This window comes from Bacteroidota bacterium (genome assembly GCA_018266755.1).
Taxonomy (GTDB): domain Bacteria; phylum Bacteroidota; class Ignavibacteria; order Palsa-1295; family Palsa-1295; genus JAFDZW01.
In genome coordinates this window covers 101,199-119,765 of sequence record JAFDZW010000002.1, presented here as the reverse complement: position 1 = coordinate 119,765, position 18,567 = coordinate 101,199, and the positions used below count along the sequence as shown (strand labels likewise).

The window sequence follows — 18,567 nt, the reverse complement described above, 5'->3', positions numbered from 1 at the left end:
CTTGCGATTGCCTTAGCTGCGGCCCGAGGTGTCGGTGCCGGTCGGGTCGTTGTGCCTGTGTGTAAGATTTATAGATTGGTAATTTGCTTTTTCAGTGTGATTTACATATCTTTGCTATACCACCAGACGGATTGTTCAACAATTTAACGGAGGACACGATATGGCATTGATCGATCGTACAAAGAATATGCTCTTGTCGCCGAAGACGGAGTGGGCTGTCGTCGCAAGCGAAGAAGCGGATCCGATGAAAGTATTTATGGGCTACGCCGTCCCATGGATCATCATCGATGCGATCTGTGCATTCGTCGGCCATGCATTCATTTGGGGGGCCGGTCATTATGGTCCGTTGGCCGTAAGCTGGGGGATGTACTTTGCACTCATGGCAGTCGTCACGCAGTTGATCTCGATGTGGCTCACGGCAATGGTCGTCAATGCCCTCGCGCCGAGTTTCGGATCCCAGAAGGATATGGGACGAGCAATGCAGACGATTGTCTATGGCAGTACGGCGTCGTTTGTCGGCGGAGTGTTGGCGATATTACCGTTTATCGGATGGGTCGGTTCTCTCTTTGGCCTCTACGGCATTTATCTCATCTATTTGGGGCTGTCTCATACGATGAAGACCCCGCAGGATAAGGTCGTAGTGTATATGGTCGTCTCTGTGGTTGCGTTGATCGTCCTCTGGATGATCATCGGCGGATTGCTGGCGTCTGTATTCATGGGAATGTTCGGTTTGAGTGTTCTCTCGGGGACGAGAATGATGGGAATGTAGGGATCCCTCATAATGGATTGATTTTGAACAGGGGCAGAAGAATTTTCTGCCCCTGTGTCATATTTAGACTCCATGATGTGTCCTACAGAGGCAGACGCGTGTTATAACAAACATTTTGATTGCCATGAAAGAAGATCTCGAACTACTCGATGACGCGTCGCGTCGCTCGTTTCTCAAGCAATTTGGCTCTGCGCTGGCAGGGGTGACCATCATCGGCTCGCTATCGCCGGTGTTGGAAGGTTGTTACAGCTCGAACCCGGTATCCACGGTTACCCTTCAGGGGAAGACCGTCACGGAAGACGTCTCGGCGCTGACGGCCGATAATACGGCAATTCACATCACGGCGAAGGAGTCACCGACCGGCTCGCCGTGGTTGGTGATCCGTCGATCGGCCACACTCTATGAAACGATCATTCTGGTTTGCAAGCATCAGGGGTGTACCTATCCGAACATCGATTATAATGGGACCAATATTGCCTGTAATTGCCATGGGTCGCAGTACGACCGAGACGGGCATGTCACCCACGGCCCAGCGACGTCGAATCTTGATACGTACGCCACCGACTTTGACTCGACGACGAACCGTGTTACGATCCACTATTAGTGGTAGTAGGGCAATTCTTTGTGAACAAAGATTCATCCTTCGGTCCCGAAACAGACTGGCAGGAGGCGGGTCATTAGGGTGAGCATCCACCCTTCTTGTCCCCGAAGAAGTCATAGTATTGTTTTTAGGATCGATGAACGATGAATATGAACGAAGAACTGATTCAACCGAATAGTCGCAGGCAATTTCTCACCACGGCGATCAATACCATTATCGGCATTACTGTCGTCGGGTTTGTTTCGCCGGTTGTTCTTGAAAGCTGCTCGAACCCAGCATCGGCCGATCTGAGCTCTGGCGCCGATGCCGGAAAGACCATACGAGTCGATGTGTCGTCGCTTACAAGTGACAACATGGCCGTTCACAGCACGGCCCCGACTTCGGGACGCGGACTCCTGATCATTAGGCGGAGTGCGACAGTGTACGAGACATTACTCTTAGTTTGTTCACACGCCGGTTGCGGATACCCAGACGTCGATATGAGCGGCACGCGGATCGTCTGCCGTTGTCATAATTCTACATTCGATCTGAACGGCAATGTGACCGGCGGCCCGGCACCGACAGGTCTGACAAAATTCACAACAACCTACGACGCAACGGCCAAAGCCGTCACGATCACATTCTAAAGAATTCGCCTCGGACGACCTCCTCGAGAAATCCGTGTTGCACGGTGTTCGAGGCGATAATCGATTTCTTATATACCGAGTAGGCAGACCCGTCAAAATGCGTGGTTGTGCCGCCGGCTTCGCGCACCATGAGCGCACCGGCAGCGGTATCCCATGCCGATAGGCCACCTTCGAAGAAGGCATCGAAGCGTCCGCAGGAGACATACGCCAGATCGAGCGCAGCGCTGCCAAGTCGTCTGACAATCAAGCCGCGACGCAGGAAACGCTCGAAGCGCGGAATATCCCCATACGGATCGAGCGAGATGTCATACGGGAAGCCGGTGACATACATCGAACGGGCCGGGTCGGTCATGGCCGATACGGCCATACGTTCGCCGTTGCGATGTGCTCCTTCGCCGCGAATGACAGAGAATAATTCTTCACGCGAAGGGTCATAGATGACGCCTGCCTCAATAACTCCAGCGACTTCGATGCCGATCGAGATACACCAGATCGGCAGCCCGTGGGCATAGTTGAGTGTTCCGTCGATCGGGTCCACAATCCAGCGTACCTCCGTCGCATCGATCGTCCCGCCGCTTTCTTCGCCAAGAAAGCCATGGGTAGGAAAACGGTCGGCCACGGCGTTCTTAATAAATTCTTCGTTGTGTTGATCGACATGCGTCACGAGATCGAACTCGTTGGTTTTCGATTCGATCGTTAATGCGCCGCGTTGCGCTCCGAGTGCAAACGCTCCGGCTTGTCGGGCGAGACCGATGGCGTGGTTCAGAAATTCCTGATAGATTGACATTTGTTCTAAAATATTGTTGCTATTGGGAGTATGGATATTGCACTCACAATCGTTGCAGCGTATCTCCTCGGGGCGATCCCGAATGCGTTTCTTGTGGCCCGAGCCTTCGACGGCCGCGATCTTCGAGTCGAAGGATCGCGAAACATCGGGGCGCGGAATGCCTGGGAAGTAACTTCAAACAAAGGGATCGGCCTCGCGGTGCTCTTGCTTGACATGCTCAAAGGGGCGTTACCAGTCGTCGCACTTGTGCTGCTTCGGCGCGTGGATCTCATTCCCTACGCCGCCGCAGCGACCGTTTTCGGGCATTGCTATCCGATCTATCTTCGATTCCATGGTGGGCGCGGCCTTGCGACGGCCGCTGCCATCGGTCTGTGCGTATCGCCGGTGCTTGTAGTGGCGTGGCTGCTGTTCTATGTGCTCGGTACATTCGTCCGCAAGAATATTCATTTTCAGGCGCTGCTCGCGACGTTCGGGATACTCGTACTCGAACTAATTTTTTTTGAAGACGGGCTTACGGGTGCGTTTTCTTCAGTGCAGTTTGCTCCGTCGACGTTGGTGTTGTTGCACTATGCCTTGCTCGTGATGATAGGGACGATCGCATCGCGCCACATCCAACCGGTGAATGAATTTCTCAGGAGCCGATGAGCACACAGACACTGAAATATGATTTTATTCCGGACCTGGATAATCCGTCCAACGTCCATCATATCGAACTGTCGATGATCCCGGCCGGGAGTTCGGTGCTCGATGTGGGTTGTCATACGGGCATTTTGGGTGCAGCACTGATCGAACGCAATGCGACCAGAGTGGTAGGGATCGATACTGACGTAGATGCGCTGAACGTAGCGCACCAGAGATTAACCGACACACGAGCGGTTGACGTCGAACGGAGTGGTTGGACGGAGCAATTGCGGGACGTTGCTGGCCCCGGCTTCGACGTGATCCTCTTTGGCGATGTGCTTGAACATACTCGCGACCCGCTTCCAATTCTGCGCGAGGCAAAGAAACTTCTGGCACGCGGCGGACGTATCGTGGTAAGTATCCCGAACGTCGCCCATTGGCGCGTGCGGTTCGGTTTGCTCGGGGGATCGTTCACGTATACCGAATCCGGCATCCTCGACCGAACACACCTTCGGTTCTTCACGAAGCAAACGGCACGCGCATTACTGCACGAAGCGGGGTACACGATCGTAGCATCCGACGTGGCCGGATACCGGCTTCCGCATTGGCTCATTCGTGCGTTGTCGGGTCTGCTTGCGATCCAGCTTGTTTTTGCAGCGACCCCGGCAGACGCCGGTTGATCACTCACATGAACCAACATCGTATGCTCCAACTGCTCCATTTGGCTGCTGTACTGGCGCTTGCCGCGCCGACTACGTCCTGTACGAAGTCGACGGGTGATAAGCCACTCTATACCAATGCATCCACGACGAAGGTTGTCCGCGATTCGCTCAACGATGGCGTCACCGTATCGCGGCATACGGCGATCACTCGCGCTGTAGCGAAGGCCAGCGCCGCTGTGGTCGGCATTAATGTTACCGAGGTCTTCGAGCAGCAGGTGTACGATCCGTTTCAGGGAATGATGGATCAAATGTTCCAGAGCGACCCGTTCTTCCGTCAGTTCTTCGGTAACCAACGACGTGGGCCCCAAACGCAACGATATCAGTTGAAAGAGCTCGGCTCGGGATTTTTCATCTCACCCGACGGATATATCCTCACGAACGATCATGTTGCCGGTCGCGCATCGAAAATTATTATTACCACAACATCGGGGAAGCAATACGACGCCAAACTCGTCAGTACCGATCCGGTCAACGACGTGGCACTCCTCAAGATCGACGCGACAGATCTTCCGTATTTGCAACTTGGAAATTCGGACGATGTCGAGGTCGGCGAGTGGGCGATCGCCATGGGCAACCCATTCGGTCTCTTTGAGAAGAATAACAAGCCGACCGTTACGGTGGGCGTGATCTCGAACACCGGGGTAAATCTTGGCCTCGAAGGCGGGAAAAACTTTCGCGATATGCTCCAGACGGACGCTGCGATCTCCAGCGGCAACAGCGGTGGGCCGCTATTGAACATCAATGGCGAAGTGGTTGGAATGAATGCGACGATCTTCTCGACGGCACAGAACGGTCAAGGCGCTGGGTCGATCGGTCTGGGCTTTGCAATTCCCGTGAACAAGATCAAGAAAATTGTCGATGACTTTCGCTCCGGCAAGAAGATTGCTCGCAACAGCTCGATCGGCGTGACGGTACAGACACTCGACGACGATCTAAAACAGCAGTTCGGGCTTACCTCCGAATCCGGCGTGCTTGTTGTAAGCGTTGCCCGAGGCTCGATCGCCGAACGGGCCGGTATCGAAGCCGGAGATGTGATCACGTCGGTGAGTGGAGAAAAAGTAACGTCGGATGACGACTTTTACAGTACGATCGCAGACCACGCCGTCGGCGATATCCTTGCCATTAACGTTACGCGAGGCGATAGCGGAGGAGTGATTCGGCTGAAAGTGCCCCCGCCACCCGCGAAGTGATTTACTTCACCGCGTAGATTCGCATCCCGCTTGAAATAAAGTGGTTGACACCACGAACCAGGCCGAAGATCACCCGCTTGAACGGATTTCGAGGCTTTGCACTTCCGGGCCCGATAATCCCGTTGCTTCGCAACATCTCCATCAGTTTATCGCCTTGGTTCGTTACGTTCACAGACGCGAAACCGACTTTCTTCAGATAGGCGGTCATTGTCTTGTTCGAGAACACCGTGAGATGTCCTTCGGGCATGAAATAGAACCAGTCGGAGCCTTTTAACTTTCGCTCGGGGCAATCATAGTTACCCGTTGCCATGAACAATACGCCACCCGAACGGAGCCACTTGTGTACGGTTTGCAGCGATTGAAGTGGATGCGGCAAGTGTTCGATGACTTCGCGCATTACGATCACATCGAAACTGCCCTCGGCGAAATTTGCATCTTCGATCGATTTGGTTTCGACGGGAATTCCCATGTTCCTCACAAACCCAGCCGCATATTCCGAAAGCTCGAGACCGTGACAGTCGAACCCGTGCTTTCTTGCCTTATCGAGCCATACGCCGGTGCCGCAACCGATCTCAAGAAGCTTCGCACCGTTCGCTGAGGGGCCGTGCGATGCAATGAGGCTGGCGATGCAGTCGCAATCCCAATCGTCGAGGGTAAAGCGTTCTTTGCCGGAATGTTCGTTGACCTCTTTGACATAGTTTACGCTTTCGTCAAATCCATGCCCCTGAAAATAGTCGGCGTCGTAGAGTGCAGAAATCTTCTCTTGTGTCAGTCGCGGATTTGTATAGACCAATCCGCAGTGGTTGCACTGTACCATCCAGAACCCGCGCTTCTCATAGCGCTTGGTATAATCGTCCGCACCGCAGAAATCGCAGTGGACGGATTCAAAATCGCTGGGTGCAAAGTGCATCTGGTTTGCGGGATGCGTGAACTCGAACGGGCGACTATTCTTCGTCTTCGGGGACATCGGTTGCCCCCGAAATGACAACGACGCATTCGCCTTTTACGTCGTTCGGAAATTGTTTCTCGACGGAATTGAGGATTTCGCGGAGCGTCCCGCGATAGATCTGCTCATGTAGTTTTGTCAGCTCACGGCAAAGGGCTGCGCCACGTTCGGGGCCGCATGCGTCGATGAGCTCGGTAAACAATCGTTTGATACGAAACGGCGATTCGTAGATCACGCTCGTGCGTTCTTCGGCGGCCACGGCAGCGATCCGCCGTTTGCGGCCCTTCTTCAAGGGCAGGAAGCCCTCGAAGACGAATCGGTTCGTGTCGAGCCCGCTTGCCGAAAGACCGGCAATGGCAGCGCAGGCACCTGGGATTGGCACCACCTCGACCCCCGCCAGAATCGCTTCACGTACGATGGCCCAGGCCGGATCCGAAATGCCGGGTGTGCCGGCATCGGTGACGACCGCGATCGTCGTTCCGCCGCGCAGATCGTCTGTGAGTTCGGCGGCGCGCTGCTTCTCGTTATGCGAGTGATAGCTGACTAAGCGTCGCGGTTTGATCCCATGCCGCTCGAAGAGGATACGCGCATGTCGGGTATCCTCACAGGCAACGATATCCGCCTCCTGCAGGATGCGGATCGCCCGGAGCGAAATGTCCTCAAGATTTCCGATTGGGGTGGCGACTAAATAGAGCATTCTCTCGTTTACGAACTGTTCGACAAAACAGCAGTACCTTGCATAAAGGATTCATTTTTCTTCTCTTCTGCGCTCTTCTGCCATCCTGCGCCCCGACGCGTCACGTCGATGCGCGCTGGGATGGTGACCGGGTTCGTTTCGAGATTACGCCGCCGGGTGGTTCGACCCTCTTGAGTTCGCCGAGCGCATCCTGTCTTTCCTGTAGCGAAGTGTTGCCGCCGATTCCGCTCGACGAGAATAGCGAAGGGGTGGCTACATTCAAGCTCGAAGCGGCGCAACAATCGATCGCCACACAATTTCGCGTCTGTGGCGCCGGTTTCGATACGGCGCTGTTCCTGCAGCCTCGGCCGGAGCAGGAAGCGACTAAGTATTATCGTCTGTCTTCTCCGGTCATCGGACGGATTGCTGCGACACAGCTTACCCATGTCTATAAGGACACGACGATGTCGTTTGTGGTGGGTGTACTGGAACGCGGCGCCGAAGCGAATCTTTTCCGCGAAAACGATGTGTTTTACTTCATCCATCATCCGATGTACGATCACCCCGTCGTCGTATTGCGATCGAGTGCGATACGACTTCGTTAATCCACCGAGACACACACTATGGATCGTAGAACATTCCTAAAAATCTCTGCCGCAACGCCGGCCGTTGCCGCTGCTACGACGCCCGTCGATCTCTTCGCGAACGAGTTGCAGTTCATTGCGAATGAAGATGCCTATTGGGAGAAGATTCGCGAGCAGTTCCCGATCACGAAGAAGATCATCTATCTCAACAACGGGACGTTAGGCCCGAGTCCGCTGGCGGTTACCAAAGCCGTGCAGGACCGTATCGCCTATGTCGATTCTACGGCCGACTATGGCTATGACCATCAGGCTCTCTACGATGCGATCGCTCGCGTCATGGGCGCGGATGCATCGGATATTGCGCTGACACACAATGTCACCGAAGGCATCTCGATCGTCGCATCGGGCGTTCGCTTGCAGCCGGGTGACGAAGTATTGCTCACCAATCAGGAGCATGGCGGCGGTGCGGTGCCGTGGCTTGCGCGTGCCAAGCGGCATGGTATTGTCGTGAAATTCGTCGAATTGCACCCGGATGATCGTGTAATTCTCGAACGCTTCGAGGCTGCGATGACACCGCGTACCCGAGTGATCGCCGTGCCGCATATTACGTGTACGACCGGCCACGTTCTGCCCGTGAAACAATTATCCGAGCTGGCGCACAGCAAAGGCGCTTGGATGTTCGTTGACGGTGCACATGCGCCCGGTATGCTGCGTGTCGATGTCAAGGATATCGGTTGCGATGCATACGCGAGCTGCGGACATAAGTGGATTCTCGGCCCGAAAGGTACAGGCTTTCTCTATATTACGAAGGCATTCCGCGATTATGTGATGCCGAGTTGGTGCGGCGCCGAGTCCGATAAACATTGGGACTACCAGGGCAATCTGGAATTTGCGGACGAAGCAGGCCGCTACGATTTTGCGACACAAAGCTCTTCGCTGTATTACGGACTCACCGAGGCTATCAAGTGGCAGGAAGCGATCGGCTACGCTCGCATCGAGGCACGCGTTCTCGAATTGACGAAGTATTTGCGTGACGGCTTGCATTCGCTCGGCGGATCGAAGTTTACGTTGCTCACACCACCCACTTCGATGTGTGGGGTGACGACGATCAAGCTTGCCAACAGCAAGCGGTATACCGATCTTGCACACTTGATGGAAGAGAGCCATAAGATCCGTACCCGTATCGTCCCCGAAGGCGGACTGGAAGCGAACCGTTTCAGCACGCACATCTATAATTCGAAGAAGGACATCGATACATTCATGGTCGCGCTTGTAAAGGCGTTGCAATCTGTCTGAAATATATGATCCGCTTACCCGATCCTCAGCAGTACGACGACCCCATTCGATATTTTCGCGATTGTCACGGCGTTGTCGGTTCGGTGGTGGACCGGTTCGAAAAACTTCTGGCCTCTGCCCGAGAAAACGGCGTTGCGAAGTCGTTTGCATCGAATCCGTCGTGGGAAGAATTACTCCAGTTCTTTGTGCACGCTGCGCCCATCCACGAACGTGATGAGGAGCGCGCACTCTTTCCGATCGTCTTAGAGAAGGTGCCGCATCTCGGTTTTCAGTCGAAGGGGTCGCCCAGCCGCTTCATCCACGACGAACACGAAGCGATGCAGCAGCGCTCGAAGGCATTGCTCTCGCTGTGGAAGGCCTACCTCGCGCAGAAGAGTCTTACGCCGGAGGACGAAGCGAAATATCTCGAAACTGCCGAAGAACTGATCGCGCTCTATCGCGAACACATCGCTCGGGAAAACACGATCATCTATACGACGGCGAACGATAATCTGCTGAGTCCGGTCGAGCGCATTGCCATTATGCTCCTGGTTCGCGAACAACACAGCGAGAAGAGTGTGATGCCCGTCCTCGGCTTTCTAAACAATCCGTATGAAGAGGTTTCCGAAACCGCGGATACCGAAGCGATCTCCGAGGATCAACTCGAATCTTCGATCGACGAAGAGGACGATGGTGACGACGGCGACGAAGAAGAAAATCGTATGATGTAAGTAACGGTGTTATCGGTTCGATTTGTACAATGATGAAACAACTATTCTTCTGTTCTGTATTCGCAGTATTGCTTTGGGGGTGTTCGCAAAAGCAAGAGCAACCACAACCGCCGCAACAAAGCGCCTCGAGTGCGTCTGCGCCGGCATTGCCGCCTCCCTCGCCGAGCACGCCGACAGTCGATGACGATGAATCCGACGACGGTTCGATGACTTCCGGCTTGGCAGGCGCCGCTGCCGGCGGGGCCGCCGCGACGGCAACGACAGCGACAAAGGCTGCAGCGATGATCGAGCTAACGCCCGAGCAGTCGGCTGCGGAGAGGCTCACCAGACAGTATGTTGCCGCGACGAAGAACGGACGTAGTTACGCAAAAGAGATTGCGTTGCTCAAAGTAGCCAAGGGGCCCGGCGAACGCTGTTGGTGGTTCACGTATCGAATTGGGAATGTCGAGGAGATCACCATCCAAAACAAAGACAATATCGCAACCGTGGTTGGTACGCCCAAGTCATTGAAATAACCTCATGCTACGATGGTAGAGGATCGACTACGAACACCGCTGGCGGGGTGGAGACCCTCGCGCAGCCTCTATATGTTCGCCATCGTTCCTCCGCAACCATTCTACGACGAAGTTCGGGCATTGCAGAAGGAGATCGCCGAACGCTATGACACGCACGAAGCGCTTCGGCGACCGGTTCACATTACGCTGATCCCGCCATTCGAGTCCGAACATGAAGAAGAGCATCAACTCATCAAGTTTACGACAGAATTTGCGGCCACTCGTTCTCATTTTACGATCGACATTCACGGCTTTGGACAATTCCGTGAACGTGTGATCTACGTTCGTCCCATCGAGAGCGAACCGCTGATGCACATGCGTGATGCGCTCAAGGATGCATTTCGATTGCATTTCCCCTTGCTGACGCCCCGACAGTCGCATGACGAATTTCATCCGCATATTACGATCGGCTACCGCGATCTGACCCATGCGGGCTTTCAGCATGCGTGGCCCGAGTACGAAAAGAGGCCGTTCGAGCGGCAATTCTCTGTGGAGTCGATCGTCTTGCTCCGACACGATGGGCGGTGGGTGGAGGTGACGAGCGCCCGGCTTGCATCTTCGGAATAGTTGCCGGAACATTCACCGTGGGTTGGGTGCTTACGTAATGGGGGAGGGCACAGCACCCAGAATGACGAACAAAACACTACAGGACATATTCCGAGAACGAAGTGACGATCGCTTCGCGTCCTGTCCGTACATTCTCTATAAGGTCGTTCGAGACGAACCATACCGCATGCTGACGTATGGTGAATTCACCCGCAGATCGATTGCCTTTGCAGCAGCATTGCACGCGCTCGGCATCCAACGCGGCGACCGGATTCTGATCGCAAGCGAATCGCGACCGGAGTGGATGATTACCGACTTCGCCTCGATCATTCTCGGCGCAATCAGCGTGCCGGTGTTTCCGACGCTTACCTCACACCAGACTCAATATATCGTAGAACATTCGCAGGCGAAGCTCGCCGTTGTTTCTTCCGAGTATCAACTGCGCAAGATACTCGCCGTCATTGATCAACTGCCGTTGTTGGAATCGGTGATCGTGATGGACGATACGGTACAGCTTCCGACACATGAACGCGTACGCTTCGAGCATTTCTCGAAACTCGAAACGGAGTTTGCAGGGACGACTGCATCGTATGCTGACGTTACTCCGGATGATGTCGTTACGATCATTTATACGAGTGGAACGACCGGAGTGCCGAAAGGGGTAATGTTGACACATCGAAATCTGGTCTCGAACGTTGCAGCGTCTCGAGCAGCAATTCCGGCAGTGGACAAAGACGATATATTTCTTTCGTTTTTGCCGCTATCTCATGGGTTCGAGCGCGTTGCGTCCTATCTCAAATTCAGCGTTGGGTTGCAGGTTGCGTACGCCGAGTCGATCGATTCCGTGGCACGCAATCTTGTCGAGATCAAACCGACCGTCATGACCGCCGTGCCTCGCTTCTTTGAGCGAGTGTACTCGCGGATCGACGCCACGCGTGCATCGCTGACGCCGACTCGTCGGTATATTTTCGATTGGGGAATGCGTGTGGGTGCGAAATACGCTAAGCCATTGGAAGGCGAACGAGTCGGAATATTGACGCGAGCGCTCTATCCGATCGCGGACACACTCGTACTGAAGAAAGTCCGGGAGCGGACGGGCGGGAAGATTCGCTTTATCTTCAGCGGTGGCGCCGCGCTCAAACCCGAACTCGGTCGTGCGTTTGCGGCGCTGGGCATTACCATTCTGGAAGGATACGGCTTGACCGAGACGTCGCCGGTTGTCGCCGTCAACCGGGAAGGATCGGTGCGGTGGGGAACAGTCGGACATCCCATCGATGGGGTCGAGGTACGCATTGCCGATGATGGCGAGATCCTCGTGCGAGGGGAAAACGTCATGAAAGGGTATTACCGCGACGAGCACGCAACGAGGCAGATGATCGATGCCGACGGATGGCTGCACACCGGCGATATCGGTGTATGCGACGAGCAGGGACGCATTCGTATCACCGACCGAAAAAAACATCTCATCATCCTCGCCAACGGCAAGAATATCGCACCTGCACCGATCGAATCGATGATCGAATCGTCGCCTCTGATCGATCAAGTCGTCGTGCTTGGCGAACTACGAGATTTTTGTTCGGCGCTCATCGTGCCGAATCATGAAGCGATCGCCGACCCGGCAACCGCTCGACACCAGATCGAACAGGAACTTGCTCGCATCAATCGCGAACTTGCCGGTTACGAAAAGATTCGACGCTTCGAGCTATTGGCCGAGCCGTTCACGCTTGAGAACGGTATGCTCACCCCGACGCTCAAGGTGCGACGAAAGGAAGTGGAGCGCCGTTATGCTGACTTGATCGAAGGGATGTACGCCGATCGCCGGAGTCATGCTGAATGAGTCGGTGTTGATTCCGGAACGAGTGTTGTGTTGTTTCGAAAAGTTTGTCGAAACGCTCTGTGTACCATTTATGCTTCGTTCTCTTAACCTATGAAACTACGTCATCTGATCGTCATCGTACTTGCCGCCCTGTTGGGTCTAAGTATTCGTACCGTTCGGGCACAGAATTCCGTCGATCGTGTCGTTCTGGTCGAAGCAACTGTTACGAAATCGCCGGCACGGATCGTGCTCCATTGGCCAAAGGATACGCTGACGACGTCGATGTCGGTCTATCGGCGTTCGCCGGATGCAACCAGCTGGGGAGCGCTCCGTCGTCCGACGCTCGTCAAAGATTCGTTTTTCGTCGATACTACTGTCGTTGTAGGTACGGAGTACGAGTATCGGCTGATGAAGTCGACGAAGATCAACGGTTCCGCGATGACACAATACGGTTACGTTCGCTCGGGCATCGGAGTTCGCGTCGGCGATGATCCGGGTCGGTGCCTGCTGGTGTTGGATACAACCTATGCGTCCGCACTGTCTGGCGAGCTTTCGCGTCTCGTGAACGATCTGCGAAACGAAGGAATGCTCGTTACGCGTATTCCGGTCGGGAGGAATACGAGTGTTGAAGAGATTAAAGCTACGATCAACTCGGTCTATGAGAAAGACCCGGATCATGTCTCGACCGTATTTCTCTTCGGGCATGTTCCCGTCCCATACTCTGGATTTATGAACCCGGACGGTCACCCGAATCATTATGGTGCATGGCCGGCCGATGTGTACTACGGTGATGACGACTTAATCGATTGGACGGACGACAACTACGAAGATTCTATACAGAATGGCACTCGTGTGCGTGATGCCCAATATAATATCGCATCGGACGGGAAATACGATCAAGTCCAAACACCATCTGAGCTCGTGTTGAAGATCGGCAGAGTAGACCTCAGTAATATGTCCTCGTTCTCAAAGAGCGAAAAAGATCTCCTGAAGCAGTACCTCGATAAGGATCATGCCTATCGAACCGGAGCATTGACCGCACCGGAACGCGGGCTGATCGACGACAACTTCGGTTACATGAGCGGCGAAGCATTCGCTGCCAGCGGGTGGAGAAATTTTGCGCCGCTCGTCGGAGCCGATAGTATTCATGCCGTCGATTTCTTTACCACGCTTGCAACCGACAACTACCTCTGGGCGTATGGGTGCGGCGGCGGCTGGGATCAAGGTGCATCGGGTGTCGGAGCTACGACTGATTTTGCATCGAAGCCCGTAAATGCGATCTTCACCATGCTTTTCGGGAGTTACTTCGGCGACTGGAACGTCTCGGACAATTTTCTGCGTGCGCCGTTGTGTAACGATCATTCGCTCGTGTGTGCATGGTCGGGGCGTCCGTACTGGCTGTTCTTCCCGATGGGCCTCGGCCATACAACGGGTGACTGCGCACTGCTGACGCAGAACAACGTCAGCGACTTCGACGCCAATATTATTAGCGCTGGCGCGGTGGCTTGGCAAGTCCATGAGGCGCTGATGGGTGACCCGACCCTGCGCATGCGCCCGTTTGTGGCGCCAAATTCGCTCACGCTTTCGGAAGATCACGCGGCGAATTCCGTTACGCTTGTCTGGCCCCAGGATGCGGCACTCCGTGGATATAATGTGTACCGTGCTTCGGTGCGATCGAATCACATGACGTTGCTCACGCCGCAACCGATCGCTGCGGGGACATTTACGGATGCATCGCCGCTGGCAGATACGGCATACTATCTCGTGCGTGGTGTCCGCGATGAATCGACGAAGAGCGGTAATTACTTAAACCTCGCCTACGGTGCGAGTGCGGTGTCGAACGGCGGGTTTAACGATGCCGGAGTGTCAAGCCACCAGTTATCGGATAACATCTCTGTCATCTATCCCGAGGCCGGGACTGTCGCGACGATCGTCCTCGAGCATGCGAACAGTGCGCGTGTTCGGATTGAAGTCCTGGATGTACAAGGAAGAGTGATCGCCACGCTTGCAGATGGCGTCGGCGCTGCCGGTACCTCTCGGTGTGACTGGAATTTTGCATCGGTACCCAACGGGGTGTATTTCATACGTGCCGTTGGTGAGGGGATGCCGGTATCGACGAAGATATTCGTGCGAAAAGACTAACAGAGATACAACGGGGATATAAGCAAATGGGGTTGAGACCGGATGCGGTCTCGACCCCATTTGTTTTTCTCATCAACTCTATCGTGCGACTACTATCGGAACACTCACGACCTGGGAAGGGGTGCGCAATCGGACGATGTAGGTGCCGCTAGGAAGTGTTGCAGTCGGTATCCGATACTGCTTACTTCCGGCAGAAGACTCGTTCACGATCTGACGGTAGATACTCTTTCCGAGCACATCGGCGATCGAAACCTCCACCATCGATGCAAGGTGAAGATCGAACGACACCGTCAGCGACGAAGAAGTGATCTGAACCGGATCAGGAGCGATCCGTACATTTTCGATGACGAGCACTCCGCTCTTTAGATACTTTAGGAGTGTCGGCTTGCCGCAGAAGTCACTGAGTGCAACATCGAACGACGAGCCGCTTTGCGGTACGAGAACGCAGACATCGAAGAGTGAATCATTATTATTAAAGCCGACGGACGAAACACGAACTGTTGTCTTATCTGTATCTGTCAGCATCGCGGTGAACGTGATCTTCGAGATCGGTGCTCCGGCTGCCACTGCGCCGCTGGAGGTGCGGGAGAAACTCAGATCCATACCGCTCTTTCTCGGAGAATAGTTTGTCAGTTGGAAACCCGGCATGCCGATTACATTGGTCGCAACGACATCGAGCAGATCGGTATTATAGTCCAGCCCGATCTGTACCGACGTAACAGGGATTCCGGCAGAGATCGCGTTTGCAAGCGAAAGATTCGCCACGACTGTTTCGCCCGTCTTCACCACAGATTTCGACGTCGGATCGATCGCGATCGTTACACCGGCGCTCTGGTGTTCGCTCGATAGGAAGCCGCGTAACCCGATGGTCCGACGAATACCATACTGCGATGAGCGATACGTAAGCGTGCCGAGCGAATCGCCGGTGATGGTCGGATCGAAGACAATGATGAGCGGCAGCGAATCGCCAGGCTGGATGGTTGCCGGAGTTGTCGGCACAGGTATAAAATAATATTGTCTCGATCCGGCCAAGAATGTTGTGTCGATCGTGACCGGATTGCAACTTGTGTTACGAATCGTAAATCTCTCGGTAGCCGTGTGACAGAATGTCGAAGCAAACACGCTGTCGGAAATCGTGAGTACGAACGGAGCTCCCGAAACGCGTCCGGTCGTTTGGATCACGAATGTCGTATCGAAATTACCTCCTTGCATCCGTACAGTCGCAGTGCCGGTCATGAAATTCGCTCCGGTGACATGCACCGAGATCGGGAACGAGTCGCCGGGTACGATCCGCTTCGGCACTGCAGCGCTCGCGGAGAGTTGTACAAAGCCGCTCGTCGTGATACTTGAAAAATCAAGCGTGTCGCATACACCGAGATTTGTGATCCAGATCGTGGTGTCGAATGGGGTACAGGGTGCGAGACTATCGAGACGAACATTCGGATTAAACGACAGTAGTCGTTGCCGCGGCACGATCGTGATACTCAGATATGCAGTGATGGTCTGTGGAATGCCCGCCGCATTTTGTACGGTGATCTCCACGGAGTCGAGTTTCGTCCCAGCTCCGGTCCCTGACTCGGTGCAAACGAGCGAGACGGTATCGCCGACATGCAACTTGCGACCGACGAGCGAATTGCCAAGTGTAAAATCGCCGAGCGTCGGTGCGCTGACATTCGTTACCGTGACAGAATCGCAACCGGTGTTCGACAGGAGGATCGAACGTGTCAGTTGTGAACAGATCGAGACGGTATCGAAGTTGAGCGTGCGCGGGGATGGCGTCAGTGCAGTGTCTCCACTTGTACCGAGCGCTGTCAGTACGAGCACACTATCACCGTGATCGAGCGTAATGTGAAGGTTTGTCGAAACAGCCCCGACTTTAATCGGTTTGAAGCGAAGAATGACAGTATCCCTCTCACCGCTCGGCAGTACCGTTACGCCCGTGCGCACGAACGATGCACCGATACTGAGATCATCGAGCTTTTTTGACAGATGAGCCGTGTCGCACCCGGTATTCGTCACGATGATGGTATCGAAAATTTCCGAGCAAATGCTGACGCTGCCGAGGTCGATCTTCTGTTCGGAGAGTGCCAGCGCAGGTCCGGCACAGTAGGAATGCAGAATATTCGCGGCACTCTGCGACATCACCCAGTTCGGCTCGCTGGTATATGGGGCTGTACTTGGCGACGAAACTTGCTGGACTGCTGCAAGCAGGAAGATGGTATCACTTCCGGGAAGCGTGACCGTCGTGCTCCAGTTGTTGAGGTACGAGGTTACTGTTGATGCGAGCGCCCATTTCCCAGAGAGTGGTTTGACATAAATCCGAATATCCTTCCCATTTCCCGAGCCGGTGAGTGTGAACGTTTTGTTCACCCAGCCCGATGAGTCGGTTGAGGGGCCATGATATTGAGTGGCATTTGCATTGACAACGGGCTTTACGCCGATCGCATGTCCGTCGAAGCGGGCGCGACCTGCGCCGCCGATGCCGCCATCCTGCCCGGAGGCGACGGGATGACCCGCGCCGCCGGGTCCGCCGGCAACGTCGATCGCATTTACCGCGAGTGAGAGCTTCGCACCAAGCACAACGCCGCCGCCGCTTCCGCCACCGCCTGCGCCGTTGTTCGGTGAATTTGTCCCTGTTCCACCGATTGCGGTAATGCTTCCGCTTGCAGTGGTCGTTACGCCAAAGAGTGCAATCGCACCGCCGCCGCCACCGCCCGAACCGGCATCGCTGATCGCCGTGCTATTGACATTGCCGCCGCCGCCGCCAGAACCGCCCGCGAGCGGGATGATCTCGTTGTTGCCTGTAATGAATCCGCCCGAACCGGCGCCTTTATAATTTCCCCCGTCTGCTCCTGCCGAGCCATAACCGCCGCCGCCACCGCCGCCTTGTTCTTGCGGTGGACAGCAATTCGGTCCGCCGGTGCCGCCACCATATCCCGCACTGACGGGTTGCGGGTTATTGCTGTCGTCACCTCCCGCGGTTCCGCTTGCGCCGAACGGATGGCCGGAGCCGCCGCCGCCACCTTCGTTCTGGCTGCTGGTGCCACCACCCGGCAGGCCGTTGAGCGATGCGGTTGTGCTCCCGGTGCCGTTTCCTTCCGGTGGGCCGGGTGCACCGACGCCGCAGGCATCGAGCCAGTTCGCGTTGCCGCCTCCACCAGTATATCCATCGCCTCCGAACGTCCCGCAGGTAAGCCCGTCGCCGCCACCGCCGCCGCCAATTCCGCCGTGTACACCTTTCGCGTTGACGGAGAGAGTGGACGAAGCGGAAAGACGGATCGGACCCTTGCTGATCATCGTCAGTGGCAAATAGCCCTGGTTGCCGTTCATGATCGGGTCGCAATCCTGAGTCGAAACTCCGTACGTCCCGGAGCCAAGTACGATAAGACTATCAACGATCATTGCCCCGCGGCGCGAACGCAGCCCGTAATTGACCCCGCTTTGAATACCGCTGCCGAACTGTCCGCCGAAACTGAAGACATGATTGATACCGAGATTCTGCGGCTTGACGATGTAGAATGTATCCGAGTTTGAAGAGACCCCGCCAACGACTACATGAAACGCTACTTTAATGCCGGTTTCCCAATCGGTCGTTGTCGCATTCACCCAAGGCATTACAAAGACCTGTGTGGAGATCATGCGGCCGTTCCAACTGACGACACACGGGCCGAAACGGATCGTCGAGGTATCGTCGAGATTATCCACGACCACCTGGACAGCATCGCCGGGATTATTCGTATAGATGTTATCGGTGCCAAAGCCGTTCGTTCGGCCGTGCGGTCCGATGATCTCGACATACGTATTCATCCCCGGTGTGCCGATATCCGGAGTGATATACGCAATGACGGGTGTCTGGGCATGCGCCGAGAATTGCGCGGCCAGCAATAGCAGTAGCACAGCGGTCGCCCGGGCCACTAATTGGGTACGAATGTTCATACAGGAGAGTGACACAACCCCACAACTACACACATTGTCATACCA

At 55.0% G+C, this 18,567-nt stretch carries 17 protein-coding genes; 13 read left to right on the top strand and 4 right to left on the bottom strand.

What is annotated here, in order from left to right; genetic code table 11:
* Positions 1–160: 160 nt before the first annotated feature.
* The 3 genes from JSS75_03060 to JSS75_03050 all read left to right on the top strand — a co-directional run bounded on the left by JSS75_03060 (position 161) and on the right by JSS75_03050 (position 1,996).
* Positions 161–769 (top strand): YIP1 family protein, encoded by a 609-nt coding sequence (locus JSS75_03060; protein MBS1902662.1) that lies wholly within the window; start codon positions 161–163, stop codon positions 767–769.
* A 124-nt stretch (positions 770–893) separates the two neighbouring features.
* Positions 894–1,373 (top strand): Rieske 2Fe-2S domain-containing protein, encoded by a 480-nt coding sequence (locus JSS75_03055; protein ID MBS1902661.1) that lies wholly within the window; start codon positions 894–896, stop codon positions 1,371–1,373.
* A 146-nt stretch (positions 1,374–1,519) separates the two neighbouring features.
* On the top strand, positions 1,520–1,996 hold the full coding sequence (locus JSS75_03050) for a Rieske 2Fe-2S domain-containing protein (GenBank protein MBS1902660.1): 477 nt from the start codon (positions 1,520–1,522) through the stop codon (positions 1,994–1,996).
* On the opposite strand, the gene JSS75_03045 is transcribed toward JSS75_03050, so the two are convergent.
* Positions 1,986–2,783 carry an inositol monophosphatase gene (locus JSS75_03045; GenBank protein ID MBS1902659.1) on the bottom strand — a complete coding sequence of 266 codons (798 nt, stop codon included), beginning with the start codon at positions 2,781–2,783 and terminating at the stop codon, positions 1,986–1,988. The two genes, JSS75_03050 and JSS75_03045, sit on opposite strands and share 11 nt — an antisense overlap.
* Before the next feature lie 30 nt (positions 2,784–2,813).
* Between JSS75_03045 and JSS75_03040 the strand changes: the two genes are divergently transcribed.
* The 3 genes from JSS75_03040 to JSS75_03030 are packed head-to-tail and all read left to right on the top strand — an operon-like array spanning position 2,814 to position 5,316.
* A complete protein-coding gene (locus tag JSS75_03040) occupies positions 2,814–3,428 on the top strand; it encodes a glycerol-3-phosphate acyltransferase (protein MBS1902658.1) in 615 nt (204 codons plus the stop codon).
* Complete coding sequence (locus JSS75_03035; GenBank protein ID MBS1902657.1) at positions 3,425–4,084, top strand: methyltransferase domain-containing protein; 660 nt, start codon at positions 3,425–3,427, stop codon at positions 4,082–4,084. Before JSS75_03040 ends, JSS75_03035 begins: the two co-directional genes overlap by 4 nt.
* A gap of 8 nt (positions 4,085–4,092) precedes the next feature.
* Entirely contained in the window at positions 4,093–5,316 is a 1,224-nt protein-coding gene (locus JSS75_03030; GenBank protein ID MBS1902656.1) for a trypsin-like peptidase domain-containing protein, read from the top strand.
* Between the two features lies 1 nt (position 5,317).
* On the opposite strand, the gene JSS75_03025 is transcribed toward JSS75_03030, so the two are convergent.
* Positions 5,318–6,283 carry a methyltransferase domain-containing protein gene (locus JSS75_03025; GenBank protein ID MBS1902655.1) on the bottom strand — a complete coding sequence of 322 codons (966 nt, stop codon included), beginning with the start codon at positions 6,281–6,283 and terminating at the stop codon, positions 5,318–5,320.
* Entirely contained in the window at positions 6,261–6,959 is a 699-nt protein-coding gene (rsmI, locus tag JSS75_03020; GenBank protein ID MBS1902654.1) for a 16S rRNA (cytidine(1402)-2'-O)-methyltransferase, read from the bottom strand. The genes JSS75_03025 and rsmI overlap by 23 nt, the downstream gene beginning before the upstream one ends.
* Positions 6,960–6,997: 38 nt before the next feature.
* Here rsmI and JSS75_03015 point away from each other — a divergent pair, with 38 nt between their 5' ends.
* The 7 genes from JSS75_03015 to JSS75_02985 all read left to right on the top strand — a co-directional run bounded on the left by JSS75_03015 (position 6,998) and on the right by JSS75_02985 (position 14,586).
* On the top strand, positions 6,998–7,543 hold the full coding sequence (locus tag JSS75_03015; GenBank protein MBS1902653.1) for a hypothetical protein: 546 nt from the start codon (positions 6,998–7,000) through the stop codon (positions 7,541–7,543).
* Between the two features lie 18 nt (positions 7,544–7,561).
* Positions 7,562–8,818 carry an aminotransferase class V-fold PLP-dependent enzyme gene (locus JSS75_03010; GenBank protein MBS1902652.1) on the top strand — a complete coding sequence of 419 codons (1,257 nt, stop codon included), beginning with the start codon at positions 7,562–7,564 and terminating at the stop codon, positions 8,816–8,818.
* A 5-nt stretch (positions 8,819–8,823) separates the two neighbouring features.
* Positions 8,824–9,528 (top strand): hemerythrin domain-containing protein, encoded by a 705-nt coding sequence (locus tag JSS75_03005; protein MBS1902651.1) that lies wholly within the window; start codon positions 8,824–8,826, stop codon positions 9,526–9,528.
* Positions 9,529–9,560: 32 nt separating this feature from the next.
* A complete protein-coding gene (locus tag JSS75_03000) occupies positions 9,561–10,043 on the top strand; it encodes a hypothetical protein (GenBank protein ID MBS1902650.1) in 483 nt (160 codons plus the stop codon).
* 12 nt (positions 10,044–10,055) lie between these two features.
* Positions 10,056–10,649 (top strand): 2'-5' RNA ligase family protein, encoded by a 594-nt coding sequence (locus tag JSS75_02995; GenBank protein ID MBS1902649.1) that lies wholly within the window; start codon positions 10,056–10,058, stop codon positions 10,647–10,649.
* 61 nt (positions 10,650–10,710) lie between these two features.
* On the top strand, positions 10,711–12,465 hold the full coding sequence (locus tag JSS75_02990; GenBank protein ID MBS1902648.1) for a long-chain fatty acid--CoA ligase: 1,755 nt from the start codon (positions 10,711–10,713) through the stop codon (positions 12,463–12,465).
* Between the two features lie 90 nt (positions 12,466–12,555).
* The gene (locus tag JSS75_02985) at positions 12,556–14,586 is read left to right on the top strand and encodes a T9SS type A sorting domain-containing protein (GenBank protein MBS1902647.1); all 2,031 of its coding nucleotides are present in this window, start codon (positions 12,556–12,558) and stop codon (positions 14,584–14,586) included.
* Positions 14,587–14,664: 78 nt separating this feature from the next.
* Here JSS75_02985 and JSS75_02980 read toward each other — a convergent pair whose 3' ends face one another.
* Positions 14,665–18,522, bottom strand: coding sequence for a T9SS type A sorting domain-containing protein (locus JSS75_02980; protein ID MBS1902646.1), 3,858 nt, complete (start codon positions 18,520–18,522; stop codon positions 14,665–14,667).
* Positions 18,523–18,567: the final 45 nt, after the last annotated feature.

Bases quoted from the DNA above. Each gene is read 5' to 3' on its own strand.
- JSS75_03060 (MBS1902662.1), top strand. From the start codon at position 161: ATGGCATTGATCGATCGTACAAAGAATATGCTCTTGTCGCCGAAGACG.
- JSS75_03055 (MBS1902661.1), top strand. From the start codon at position 894: ATGAAAGAAGATCTCGAACTACTCGATGACGCGTCGCGTCGCTCGTTT.
- JSS75_03050 (MBS1902660.1), top strand. From the start codon at position 1,520: ATGAACGAAGAACTGATTCAACCGAATAGTCGCAGGCAATTTCTCACC.
- JSS75_03045 (MBS1902659.1), bottom strand. From the start codon at position 2,783: ATGTCAATCTATCAGGAATTTCTGAACCACGCCATCGGTCTCGCCCGA.
- JSS75_03040 (MBS1902658.1), top strand. From the start codon at position 2,814: ATGGATATTGCACTCACAATCGTTGCAGCGTATCTCCTCGGGGCGATC.
- JSS75_03035 (MBS1902657.1), top strand. From the start codon at position 3,425: ATGAGCACACAGACACTGAAATATGATTTTATTCCGGACCTGGATAAT.
- JSS75_03030 (MBS1902656.1), top strand. From the start codon at position 4,093: ATGAACCAACATCGTATGCTCCAACTGCTCCATTTGGCTGCTGTACTG.
- JSS75_03025 (MBS1902655.1), bottom strand. From the start codon at position 6,283: ATGTCCCCGAAGACGAAGAATAGTCGCCCGTTCGAGTTCACGCATCCC.
- rsmI (MBS1902654.1), bottom strand. From the start codon at position 6,959: ATGCTCTATTTAGTCGCCACCCCAATCGGAAATCTTGAGGACATTTCG.
- JSS75_03010 (MBS1902652.1), top strand. From the start codon at position 7,562: ATGGATCGTAGAACATTCCTAAAAATCTCTGCCGCAACGCCGGCCGTT.
- JSS75_03005 (MBS1902651.1), top strand. From the start codon at position 8,824: ATGATCCGCTTACCCGATCCTCAGCAGTACGACGACCCCATTCGATAT.
- JSS75_03000 (MBS1902650.1), top strand. From the start codon at position 9,561: ATGAAACAACTATTCTTCTGTTCTGTATTCGCAGTATTGCTTTGGGGG.
- JSS75_02995 (MBS1902649.1), top strand. From the start codon at position 10,056: ATGGTAGAGGATCGACTACGAACACCGCTGGCGGGGTGGAGACCCTCG.
- JSS75_02990 (MBS1902648.1), top strand. From the start codon at position 10,711: ATGACGAACAAAACACTACAGGACATATTCCGAGAACGAAGTGACGAT.
- JSS75_02985 (MBS1902647.1), top strand. From the start codon at position 12,556: ATGAAACTACGTCATCTGATCGTCATCGTACTTGCCGCCCTGTTGGGT.
- JSS75_02980 (MBS1902646.1), bottom strand. From the start codon at position 18,522: ATGAACATTCGTACCCAATTAGTGGCCCGGGCGACCGCTGTGCTACTG.